This window comes from Pseudomonas sp. EpS/L25 (genome assembly GCF_001512295.1).
Taxonomy (GTDB): Bacteria; Pseudomonadota; Gammaproteobacteria; order Pseudomonadales; family Pseudomonadaceae; genus Chryseomonas.
The window spans coordinates 1,399,122-1,411,050 of sequence record NZ_LNUP01000002.1 but is presented as its reverse complement, the minus strand read 5'-3'; the positions used below and the strand labels follow the sequence as shown (position 1 = coordinate 1,411,050).

At 63.4% G+C, this 11,929-nt stretch carries 6 protein-coding genes; 4 read left to right on the top strand and 2 right to left on the bottom strand.

The window, feature by feature from the left end; genetic code table 11:
• Positions 1–16 precede the first annotated feature (16 nt).
• Both AR540_RS07515 and AR540_RS07510 read left to right on the top strand, forming a co-directional pair.
• Positions 17–790: an NYN domain-containing protein gene (locus AR540_RS07515; protein ID WP_059227477.1), complete on the top strand. Its 774-nt coding sequence runs from the start codon at positions 17–19 to the stop codon at positions 788–790.
• Positions 791–944: 154 nt separating this feature from the next.
• Positions 945–2,186: a zinc-dependent alcohol dehydrogenase gene (locus AR540_RS07510; RefSeq protein WP_059227475.1), complete on the top strand. Its 1,242-nt coding sequence runs from the start codon at positions 945–947 to the stop codon at positions 2,184–2,186.
• Between the two features lie 153 nt (positions 2,187–2,339).
• Here the strand turns inward: AR540_RS07510 and AR540_RS25630 are convergent, their stop codons facing one another.
• Positions 2,340–6,059, bottom strand: a complete 3,720-nt coding sequence (locus AR540_RS25630) for an autotransporter domain-containing protein (RefSeq protein ID WP_236712013.1) — start codon at positions 6,057–6,059, stop codon at positions 2,340–2,342.
• 1,214 nt (positions 6,060–7,273) lie between these two features.
• Between AR540_RS25630 and AR540_RS07495 the strand changes: the two genes are divergently transcribed.
• Positions 7,274–8,506, top strand: coding sequence for a TIGR03862 family flavoprotein (locus tag AR540_RS07495; protein WP_059227469.1), 1,233 nt, complete (start codon positions 7,274–7,276; stop codon positions 8,504–8,506).
• Here the strand turns inward: AR540_RS07495 and AR540_RS07490 are convergent.
• Positions 8,503–10,401 carry a hypothetical protein gene (locus AR540_RS07490; RefSeq protein WP_059227466.1) on the bottom strand — a complete coding sequence of 633 codons (1,899 nt, stop codon included), beginning with the start codon at positions 10,399–10,401 and terminating at the stop codon, positions 8,503–8,505. The genes AR540_RS07495 and AR540_RS07490 overlap by 4 nt on opposite strands.
• 138 nt (positions 10,402–10,539) lie before the next feature.
• On the opposite strand from AR540_RS07490, the gene AR540_RS07485 reads away from it, so the two are divergent.
• Positions 10,540–11,856 carry a DEAD/DEAH box helicase gene (locus AR540_RS07485; RefSeq protein WP_059227464.1) on the top strand — a complete coding sequence of 439 codons (1,317 nt, stop codon included), beginning with the start codon at positions 10,540–10,542 and terminating at the stop codon, positions 11,854–11,856.
• Positions 11,857–11,929 lie beyond the last annotated feature (73 nt).

Genomic DNA, 11,929 nt, shown 5'->3' with positions numbered 1-11,929 from the left:
CCGAACGGGAGTTTCCATGAACAAGAGCGTCAAACCTTCCGAATCCAGCCAGGCGCGCCTTGCCGTGCTGATCGATGCCGACAACGCCCCGGCCGCCATCGTCGACGGCCTCATGGCCGAGATCGCCCGCTTCGGGGTGGCCAGCGTCAAGCGCATCTACGGTGACTGGACCCAACCCCAGCTGAATAGCTGGAAGAAGGTGCTGCTGGACCACTCCATCCAACCGGTGCAGCAATTCGGCTACACCAAGGGCAAGAACGCTACCGACAGCGCCCTGATCATCGACGCCATGGACCTGCTCTACACCCGTCGCTTCGACGGTTTCTGCCTGGTCTCCAGCGACAGCGACTTCACTCGCCTGGCCGCGCGACTGCGTGAGGAAGGGCTGACGGTCTATGGCTTTGGCGAGGAGAAGACGCCGGATCCCTTCGTCTCGGCCTGCGACAGATTCATCTACACCGAGATCCTCAGGTCCAAGCCGCGCGAAGAGAGTCGCGAGACGGCACCGACCGAGAAGACCGCCACGAACAATAGAGGCAAGCCCAAGCTGAGCAGCATCCTCAAGCTGATCGAGCAGGCGGTGGAAGATGCCTCCGATGAGGCTGGCTGGGCCAACCTCGGATTGGTCGGCACCAACCTTGGCAAGGTCCGACCCGACTTCGACGCCCGTCTCTACGGTCATCGCAAATTCAGTGGCCTGGTGAAGGCCCATGGCGACCGTTTCGAGGTGCAGGAACGCGATCCGGCCGATGGCAGCTCCGGCAAGGCCGTCTATATCCGCAATCGCTAGCACCGCCCCGCCTGGTCGGCTCTAGCCCGGGTGATGGCGGCGAAAATCGTTGATCGGCGGCCATCAGGAGGCCATACCACCGGTCCGACGTCGCGGAACCGCTCGTCAAGCGGCGGCCTCCACCCTAGGTGAAACCTACCTGAGGGAGACCGCCATGCGAGCCTTGACCTACCACGGTGCCCACGATGTCCGCGTCGATACCGTGCCCGACCCGAGCATCCAGGACGCCGACGACATCGTCCTGCGGGTGACCGCCACGGCCATCTGCGGCTCGGACCTGCACCTGTATCGCGGCAAGATTCCCACCGTCGAGCACGGCGACATCTTCGGCCACGAATTCATGGGCATCGTCGAGGAAACCGGGCCAGCGGTCACCGCCGTACAGAAAGGCGATCGCGTGGTGATCCCCTTCGTCATCGCCTGCGGTAGTTGCTTCTTCTGCAACCAGGATCTCTACGCCGCCTGCGAGACCACCAACACCGGCCGTGGCGCCATTCTCAACAAGAAGCAGATTCCACCAGGCGCGGCCCTGTTCGGCTTCAGCCATCTCTACGGCGGCGTGCCAGGTGGCCAGGCCGAATACGTGCGCGTGCCCAAGGCCAACACCGGCCCCTTCAAGGTGCCCGGTACCCTGGCCGACGAAAAGGTACTCTTCCTCTCCGATATCCTGCCCACTGCCTGGCAGGCCGTGCTCAATGCCGGCATCGGCCAGGGCTCCAGCATCGCCATCTACGGGGCCGGACCGGTCGGCCTGCTGTCGGCGGCCTGCGCCCGGATGCTCGGCGCCGAGCGCATCTTCATGGTCGACCACCATCCCTATCGCCTGGCCTACGCCCAGCAGACCTATGGTGTCATCCCGATCAACTTCGACGAAGACGACGACCCGGCCGCGACCATCATCGAACAGACCCCCGGCAAGCGTGGGGTGGATGGCGTGGTGGATGCGGTGGGCTTCGAAGCGAAGGGCAGCACCACCGAGACCATCCTCGCCAACCTCAAGCTGGAAGGCAGCAGCGGCAAGGCCCTGCGCCAGTGCATCGCCGCCGTCCGCCGCGGCGGCAGCGTCAGCGTGCCGGGGGTCTATGCCGGTTTCATCCACGGCTTCCTGTTCGGCGACGCCTTCGACAAGGGCCTTACCTTCAAGATGGGCCAGACCCACGTGCAGCGCTATCTGCCGGAGCTGCTCGAACACATCGAGCGTGGCGATCTGTCACCGGAGGCCATCATCACCCATCGTCTGTCCCTGGAGCAGGCGGTCGAGGGCTACAAGATCTTCGACAAGAAACAGGAAGACTGCCGCAAGGTGATCCTCACGCCAGGGCGTAGCGAGCCGATCATTCCCGAGCGGTTGGAAGAGCCTCTGGCCGCACCCCTGGGGCAAGCCGGCGTGGTTTGACGGTGGTCTAGAAGCTGCAACGCCTCGGGGACCTTAGTCGAACAGCCCCGAGGCGTTCATCTTCTTTGCCAACCACCAGCATCTTGACTATCGGTGCTGATCATGGTCCTGGGAAGGCTTCCGGCACGAGATAGAGCTACCAGCCCATCACCCTTAGAACCGGTAGGCCGCCCGCAACGAGAACGCATCCGAGCGTGACTGCTCGCCAATCGCGCGCGTTCCCTGGTAACCGATCCCCGTACTGAGTCCCGAAGCCCACAGCAGATCGATACCGAGCGAGGTCGACAATCTGTTGTCGCCGAATCCCTCCGTAGTGATCGAATAGGTTGAATCACCGACGTCGAGATACCCCATCCGGGCGGTGGAGTCGGAGTTGAAGGTGTGGCTGAACTCCAGGCGCGAGCGCAAGGTGAGATAGGCCCAGCTCAGGGGTACACCGTACTGCCCTCTTACACCGGCCACACCCGAGACCAGCGAGAAACGTTGCTCGGCATAGTCGAGGTTGTAGCTGTCGGCATTCGATTCCTTGTACCCGCGCAACCAGGTGGTGGAGGTATCCAGACGACCATAGGGCGAGACCAGCCAATTGGGGCCTTTTACTTCATAGCCCGAGCTCAGGGAGCCGAACAACTGGTCACCATCACGCCTGCCCTTGGCGTACCGACCGTTATCGATGACGAAGCGCTCGCTGTCGAATTGCAGCCGGCTGTAGCCCAGCATGCCATCGAGGAACACCGCATTCGGGTGGTAACTGCCGTAGGCCGCCACGCTGTAGGAGGTGCCACGGCTGTTGCTACCGGACGACCCGATATCGCTCTTGTCGTTGCCGAGGCCGATGCCCACGCCAAGCGTGAGTGCATTACTCAGGCGAATGTCGATGCCACTGCTGATGCCAACGGTGGTGCTGCTGACTTTTTCACCGCTATTGCGCGTGCTGCCGAAGTCCACATAACCCCCGGTCCATACCGAGAGATTACCGTTGGGCAGCGGCTGGCTACCCTTTTCCGCGGAAGAGGCGTGCATTACCCGCTGCTGGTTATCCGTCAGCGCCTGGACGCTGGCGAGCGGGTCGAGCGCGGTCTGGTTGTCGTCGACGTCCGCGGGATTCCGCAGTGTCCGCGCCTGGGCCTGGGTGGGGTTGAAGCGCAGATTGAAGACATTGCGATGGCCATCGAGGCTATGCAGCTGCTCCAAACGGTCGGTGAAATTGCTGATTTGCGCCCGGGCGAATTGCTGCGCGCTCTGCGTCTGGGCGCTCAAGACCCCGGCGACTTCCGCATCGCGACTGGGATCGGTACGTGCATTGATCTGCAGCGTCAGGGTGGCTGGTTGAGAGGTGCCCCAGGCGTTCGCCAGGGTGAAGCGCAGGGCCACGGTGCCGCTGGCCCTGGCTGCCGCCGTGAACTCCAGCGCCGTGCCAGTCAAGCGCGCGCTGCCCAGCGCTTGTGCTGGCGTATCCAGCAGCGTCGCCGAAGTGAAGGGACCACCTGTGGCACCCGCGCTCAGGTCCAGGCTGACACTCTGCCCCGCCGCGACCGCGATGGTAGTGTCTGCCCCCTTGGGCGCTACACCGCTGGTGGTGAGCGAGTAACTGGCACTCGCCCGAGTACCGCTGGCATCGGTGACGGTGATCGAGAAGGACAAGCTGCCCATGCTAGTCGGTGTACCGGACAGACTACCGGAGCTCGCGTCCAGGCCAAACCCCGCCGGTAGCCCGGTGGCACTGAAGCGGTAAGGGCTGATGCCGCCATTGGCACTGAAGACCTGGCGGTAGGCGGTACCCACGCTGGCGGCAGGCAAGGCGCCGGCTGCCGGCGATAGCACGAGCGCGCTGGCAGTCACGGTGATCGAGACACTGGCGGCGGCCGAGCTACCGCTGGCATTGGTGGCGCTGTAGGTGAAACTGTCACTGCCCGAGAAGCCCGCGTTGGGGGTGTAGCGGATACTGGTCCCGCTGGCAACCGCCACGCCATGGCCCGGCGCGGACACGACGGCGACCGATGTCGCCGCGCCACCCGACAACGCCAGGGTCACCACATTGTTCGAGGAGTTGGCCGCGACCGTCGCGGAAGTCGCCGCAGCCACGGGGGCTGCGACCCCGATGATCAGGCTGTAGCCCGCCGAGCCGGTATTGCCGACGTTATCGGTCGCCGTGACCGACACACTGTAGGTACCCGCAGCGGTAGGTAGGCCACTGAGCTGCCCGCTCGAGGCATCTAGGTTCACGCCGACAGGCAGGCCGGTAGCGGCATACCGATAAGGTGCGGTACCGCCGGCGGCTTGGAGCGAGGTGCTGTAGCCGCTGCCGACCTGGCCGGCTGGTAGCGTCCCCGAGGCCGGAGTGAAGGTAAGTGCGACCGCAGAGACGCTCAAGGTGACAGTCGCCGCCGCCGACGTGCCCGAGGCGTTCGTCGCGGTGTAGCTGAAGCTGTCCGCTCCTGCGTAACCCGCGGCTGGTGTGTAGGTGATCGAAAGACCCGACGCCGTTGCCGTGCCATGTGCCGGCAAGCTGGCCACCGCAACACTGGTAGCGGCACCGCCCGACAGATTGAGCGTCACGGGATTGTTACTGCTGTTGGAGGCCACGCTCAGCGAGACCGGCCCTGCCACGGGAGGCTGCACCGCGATGGACAAGGTGTAGTTAGCGGTGCCGCTTGCACCAAAGGCGTCCGTGACAACGATGGAAAGCGTATAGCTGCCCGCGGCGGTCGGTGTACCGCTCAGCGTCCCCGATCCGCTCACCGAAAGTCCTGCAGGTAAGCCGGTGGCCGAATAGGTGTAAGGCGCAGTACCACCGGAACCTATGATCGTTTGGACATAGGGGGCACCGACTTGACCGCCCGGCAACGCCCCGGAAGCGGGTGTGACGGTCAATGTTGGGCGAGACACGGTCAGGGTGACCATGGCGGCCGCAGAGGTACCGGAGCCGTTGGACGCGGTATAGGTGAAGGAGTCGCTACCCGAGTAGCCCGCCGTCGGGGTGTAGGTGATGCTGGTTCCCGACGCGGTGGCCGTGCCGTGACTCGCCGCGGAGGCGACGGCGACGGACGTGGCCGTGCCGGCGATCGATAGCGTGATGCTGTTGTTGGAGCTGTTGGCGGCGACCGTGGCGGACACGTTGTTGGCCACCGGCGCGGCCTCGGCACGGGTCACGCTGACGGAATAGGACTTGGTGGTCTGGCCATCGGCGGCCGTGACCACGACCGACACACTGTTGGAGCCTACCGCCAAGCTGATCGGGGCGGAGTTGCTAGCCGAAGCGACTGCAGTCCCGTTGACGGTAATGGTGCTGCCACTGTCGGTCGCGGTAGGCCGTACGGTAATGGAGGTCGTGGCATTGCTGACGGAGGCCGTGTAGCTGGTCGTGTTGCTGGAGAAGCCGGGAGACAGCGTGCCGGCCGAAAGCGCTAGACCCGACAGCGTCGCATCGGTAGACACCTGAGAAGTGCTGGTGCAGTTGAATACCAGGTTGCTGATCTGGCCGTTTGAGGTGGTGGCTCGAACGGCGAGACCATTAGTCTCAAGACTTCCGCTGGGCACGGTGATGCTGACCGTATGCGGGGTATTACTCGACGAGTTTGCCGAATTGTAAGTCTGAAAACCCGAAAGATTAAAACGTGCCAGACCAACACTATCTGAGCTCGACGGGTTTCCGCCAGCAGCTGTACCGCTATCGGTAAACGTCAGCGTAAGGGCATCACCAGCCAAGAACTGTGAAGCGGGGTATTTATTGGTTTGAAACGAAAGGGATGTGGATCCCGACAAGCCATTAACGGCGGCACAGCCATTCGACAGCGCGAGCGCCGTAGGCAGGAAAAAGACTGTCGAGAGAAGTGTAGCCAGCCCGAGACAGAGCCGTTTCTGGAATATCATGCGCACCATTTATCACCCAAAAATCAAGAAACTGCTAATCAAACATCCTGACGAGTCCAGATCGGCCCAGCGAAATCCCTGAGTTACTCACGAACGAGCGCTTAGGGCGCTAGACATAAAAGCGTTAGGGTAAAAAATGGATAGCGCATCGAGAAAGTCCTTTTAAAAGCCGCTAAGTTCCTTGAGGAGGGTATCGGCGAGGCACCGCTGGATTTGAAGCCTATCAAGGTGAAGCCTCTAAGCCTGAGGCTCCAGTTGGCGCTGGACGACAAGCGGCCATCTATAGCGACTCAATGGAGAAGATCATTACTCCACCTGGCTTGGATGGCGAATATCTAGCGTGAGAGGTGCTGACGCTTGTTAACGCCGCATGCAGGGCGGATTGGTCTTTTTGCTTAACAAGGATAGGTTGTATGCCAACAATCCATCGATTGCCTTTTCCAGCGACGTGAGATTCTAAGCTACCTCACTACTATCGAACACTGCTAGAGGCTAAATCCAGGGACAGTTTTAGCACAGGACAGGCGAGCATTTGGGAAAAAGTAAAACAGTAGATAGCACGTGATTTCTCCTTACTCTCAGACGAACAAACAGTGACCCGACAAGATGCATGACAGGAGGCTGTCGAAACGGACAAAGCTCAAATAACGCACTCATGGCGAAAGAAAACAAAGATAGAAGAAACCCCTGGAAGATAAAAAACAGGGAAAACCACAAAAATGGTCAAATATTGCGACACAACAGAAAACAATTCTTGAAAGCATCGAGAGTGCCATAGACACTACAAACAAAGAAATCGCCCGAGATTAGCTCCCCTAGCTGCAAGAGCGGAGCAGACATTACGAAGCTCATCAGCACGCCTGATACATCGATTATAAATAGTCACAATTACTTGACCAACCACCAAGACGGCGACTGGAAAAGGCATATTTAAAAATGGATGGAAGAGCTGAAGCCAGTAAACACCATTCTTATAGAATTATCCGAATCCGTCCCGTTCAGGTTCGACCTATTCACACGCCTCTATAGGTATCCACTCAGGGAAAACACCGTTTACTACATAAAAAATACTCCAAAGGAATTTATTAGATTTCAGACACCGCATGATTCAACGAAATCAAGACACTATGGGGGTTGGAATGGGAACGACTCGCGGAATGAGTTATGAGCACCTCGCGTACAATGGCGGCTTTCCGTAGCTCCTGGATGTCGCCATGCCTCTCTCTTCCGCCCCCTCCACCGTCGCTGTCATCGGGGGTGGCCCTGCCGGTCTGATGGCGGCCGAGACCTTGGCCGTCGCTGGCCTTTCCGTCGAGCTCTTCGATGCCATGCCCTCGGTCGGCCGCAAGTTTTTGCTGGCCGGTGTAGGGGGCATGAATATCACCCACGCCGAGGGCCAGACCGCTTTTCGCCAGCGTTATCGCGAGCGTGAGGTGGAGGTCGGCGGGTGGCTCGATGGCTTCGACAGCGACGCTCTGCGTGCCTGGATCCATGAATTGGGGATCGAGACTTTCGTCGGCACCTCGGGACGGGTCTTTCCCACCGACATGAAAGCCGCCCCGCTACTGCGCGCCTGGCTGCACCGGCTGCGTGATCGAGGCGTGCGTATCCATACCCGTAGTCGCTGGCTGGGCTGGGACGCCGAAGGCGGCCTACGCCTGGCCACTCCCGAGGGGGAACGGTCCATCCAGCCAAAGGCTTGCGTCCTGGCCTTGGGCGGTGGTAGCTGGCCGCGACTGGGCTCGGATGGTACCTGGCAGCCCCTGCTGGCCGCGTGCGGTATCGAACTGCACCCGTTGGAACCGGCCAACTGTGGCTTCGAAGTCGCTGGCTGGAGCGACGTCCTGAAAGACCGCCACGCCGGTGCGCCCATCAAGCCCGCTTCGCTCGCCCTGCCTGGACTGCCGCCGCGCCAGGGTGAGTTCGTGCTGACCGAAACGGGGATCGAAGGCAGTCTGGTCTATGCCCTGTCGGCAGAGATCCGTGGCGCCATCGCCCGCGACGGCCAGGCGACCCTGACCCTGGACCTCGCCCCGCAGCGAGACCTGGTCGTTCTCGGTCGCGCCTTGGCCAAACCACGGGGCAGTCAGTCCCTCGCCAGTCATCTGCGGCGCCAGGCCGGGATCGACGGTCCCAAGGCCGCTCTATTACGCGAACTGGCACCGGCTGATGCCTTCCAGGACATGACCCGCCTGGCCCAGGCGTGCAAGGCCTTGCCTTTGACCGTGGTCCGACCGCGGCCCCTTGCCGAGGCCATCAGCAGCGCCGGTGGCGTGCCGTTGGAGGCACTGGACGATGGGCTGATGCTCAAACAACTGCCCGGCGTCTTCTGCGCCGGCGAGATGCTCGACTGGGAAGCGCCTACGGGTGGCTATCTGCTCACGGCCTGCTTCGCCAGCGGTCGCGCCGCAGGTCAGGGCGTGGCGCGCTGGCTGGCCGGCCGCTAGGCCTCGGACGAGCGCTCGACGAACTCGGTAGCCGGCGAGCCGTCGGCATTGTGCTGACGGATCACCGCCGGCCGCCCTTCTCCATCCAGCAGCACCTGGCCGATGCCGGCGCCATTCCACAGTCGTTCGCCGGCATCGCGGCGATCCGGCAGGCGCGGCTGCAGCTCCCAGCGACGGCGCTTGGTGAAGCCGTTGAGCGGCGACCAGGGCGCATAGAGCCAGCGGTTGAGGCGGTCGAGGGTCGCCAGCAGGCGTGGCGGGAATTCGTTCTTGATGCCGCTGCTGGTGATCTGCCAGAGCCGCGGTTCGCCGCGGCGGTCGCGGATGCGGATGTCGTAGACGAAGGAGTAATGCACGTCACCGGAGAGCACCACGTAGTTACCCGGGGTGCGGCGGTGGCGAAAGATGTTGAGCATGGTCTTGGCGGCGCCAGGATGAGCCATCCAGTTCTCGGCATCCACCATCAGCGGCTGGCCGAACCAGGTGAAGATCCGCTGTACCGCCTCGATCAGCTTGACGCCGAACATGGGCGCGGCCGAGACGATCACCGCCGAGGGATGGTCCAGCAGATCCTGCTGCAGCTCGCAGAGAGCCTCCCAGTCCATCAGACCCGAGGGGTGTTCCAAGCGGCGCTCGCTACGCCAGCGTCGGGTGCGGGTATCCAGCACGATCAGCGGCGGCTCGGTCGGCAGGACGTAGTGCCAGCCCTGGAAGCCCAGCAACTCATCGATACAGGCGTTCTGCACCGGGCAATCCAGCTTGCCATCGTCCCCCGCCGTCTCCAGCAGCCGGGCCGTAGCCGCCAGCGGCTCGGCCACCGATTCAGGCGCATTGCCCCAGGCCTGGCAGAGCAGATAGGCCAGCAGTGCATTGCCGATGATGCGGCGCGAGAAGGGATGACCGTAGGCGGTCTCTTCCCAGCGGGCGGAGAGGTTCCAGTCATCGGTGACGTCATGGTCGTCGAAGATCATCAGCGTCGGCACGCTGGCCAGCGCCCGCGCCGCCTGGGGCAAGGTCGCGGCGAAGGCGTCTATGCAGCGTGACTCTTGGGCATAGCGCTCGCGGTCCTGGCCGTCGAGCGCGGGAGACTCTACCTCGATCAGTGTCCAGGGCGTCGGCGACCAACAGAGCAGATAGAGCGCCAGCACCTCGCTCAGGGTCACCAGATGATTGTGGGCATTGGTGGAGGTGAAGATCGGCTTCTCCACCCCGCCGAAGAATCGCTCCCGCAGCGCCCGGTTGGACTTGAAGGCCGGCAGCAGATCCTCGCGATGATAGAGATTGGCGGCGTGGGCCATCAGGGCATCGCTGTCTGCCACCACCGCGCCTTCGAGAAACTCGCCATGGAGCCCGAGGCGGCGGATCAGTGCCTGCACGGCCAGCAGCATGGGGCCAGCCACGTCGTCGGCGTAGACCTGATCGCCGGTGAGCAACAGGGCTGCCGGCCGCTCCCCCGGCGTCGTGCAGTCCTGCAGCAGGCGATCGACCGTCACCAGGCCGTCGGCCGAGGCGTGATGGGGCTTGCGACAGGAGCCATGGAGCAGATGATCGAAACGGGCGCGCAGCACGAAACGTGGCAGGTCGCCGTCGGCACCGAGCAGATGCGGTGCCCAGTCGCGCACCCCGCCCGTGGGTAGCTGCAGGTCGTAGTGGATGAAGGTATCCACCGGCAACTCGGCGACCGGCCGCACCTCGAGCAACTGCAGATAGGCCCGCTCACCCAGGCGCAGGCATTGGATCTGACCCTGCACCGCCAGCTCCGCCTCCCCCTGCCAGAACCGCGGGACGGGCGCCTCGGCCGAACTGGTCACCAGCCAGAGCAGTACCCGGGAGCCTTCCGTGCGCCGCAGCAGCGGGCCGGCCAACACCGGAGGCAAGGGAGGCGTAGCGATCATGGATTCTCCTAGGGATGCAGGACAGACCACTATGCCGTGACGGGATTCCACGTGCAGCCGCCGCTTGGCTACAAAGTTTGAGCGCGCCTCACAGTCGGCCTAGAATTCGCTCCCTTTTCGTCGCCATCCGGGCCCGTCATGACCTTCGCCGACCTCGGCCTCATAGCTCCGCTGCTGCAGGCGCTCGCTGCCCTGGAGCACAGCTCCCCCACCCCCATCCAGCGCCAGGCCATCCCGGCGGTACTAGCGGGTCGCGACCTGCTGGCCGCCGCCCAGACCGGTACCGGCAAGACCGGCGCCTTCGGCCTGCCGGTGCTGCAGCGACTGGTGCAGGAAGGCCCGGCGGTGGCGCCCAACCACATTCGCGCCCTGATCCTCACCCCCACCCGCGAGCTGGCCGAACAGGTCCATGCCAGCCTGCAGGCCTATGCCCAGCACCTGCCGCTGCGCACTGCCGTGGCCTACGGCGGGGTGAGCATCAATCCGCAGATGATGAAACTGCGCAAGGGTGTGGACGTGCTGGTGGCGACGCCAGGCCGGCTGCTCGACCTGTTCAGCCAGAACGCCGTGCGCTTCGACCAGGTGCAGTTGCTGGTGCTGGACGAAGCCGACCGCATGCTCGACCTGGGTTTCTCGCGGCAATTGGGCGAGCTGTTCGTCATGCTGCCGCGCAAGCGCCAGACCCTGTTGTTCTCGGCGACCTTCTCCGACGCCGTGCGCCAGCTGGCCGCGCCCGTGCTGCGCGATCCCCAAACGATCGACGTGAGCCCGCGCAACACCGCCGCCGTCACCGTCAAGCAATGGGTGGTGCCGGTCGACAAGAAGCGCAAGGCCGAGCTCTTCCTGCATCTCTATCGCACCGGTCGCCACGGGCAGGTGCTGGTATTCGCCAAGACGCGCAAGGGCGTGGAGCAACTGGTTGAGGCGCTGCAGGCCGAGGGCCTGGCCGCGGAATCCATCCATGGCGACAAGCCCCAGCCCGCGCGGCTGCGCGCCCTCGCCCGCTTCAAGGCCGGCGAGGCGGACATCCTGGTGGCCACCGATGTGGCCGCCCGCGGCCTGGACATCCAGGACCTGCCGCTGGTGGTCAACCTGGACCTGCCCATCGTCGCCGAGGATTACGTCCACCGCATCGGCCGCACCGGGCGCGCCGGCAACCAGGGCCAGGCCGTGTCGCTGGTCTGCGCCGATGAAGTCGAGCAACTGGCGGCCATCGAGACGCTGATCGGCCAGGTCCTGCAGCGCCGCGATGAGCCGGACTTCGTTCCCGATCACCGCGTCCCGGAAACCCGGCCCAACGGGCTGGTGGTGAAGAAACCCAAGAAGCCGAAGAAACCCAAGGTCGGCGCGCCGGTATCGGACAAGCCCCTGGGCCGCTGGGTGGAAGACGGCAAGCCCAAGGTCAAGTCGGTACGCAAGTCGCCCGGATTCGGCAAGCCGCGCAAGAAGCCGTAAGGGCAGCGAGCTTCGTAGCCTGGAAAACCGCAAAGCGTTTTCCAGGGGAAGAGTTGCTCCGGGAGCCATGAGC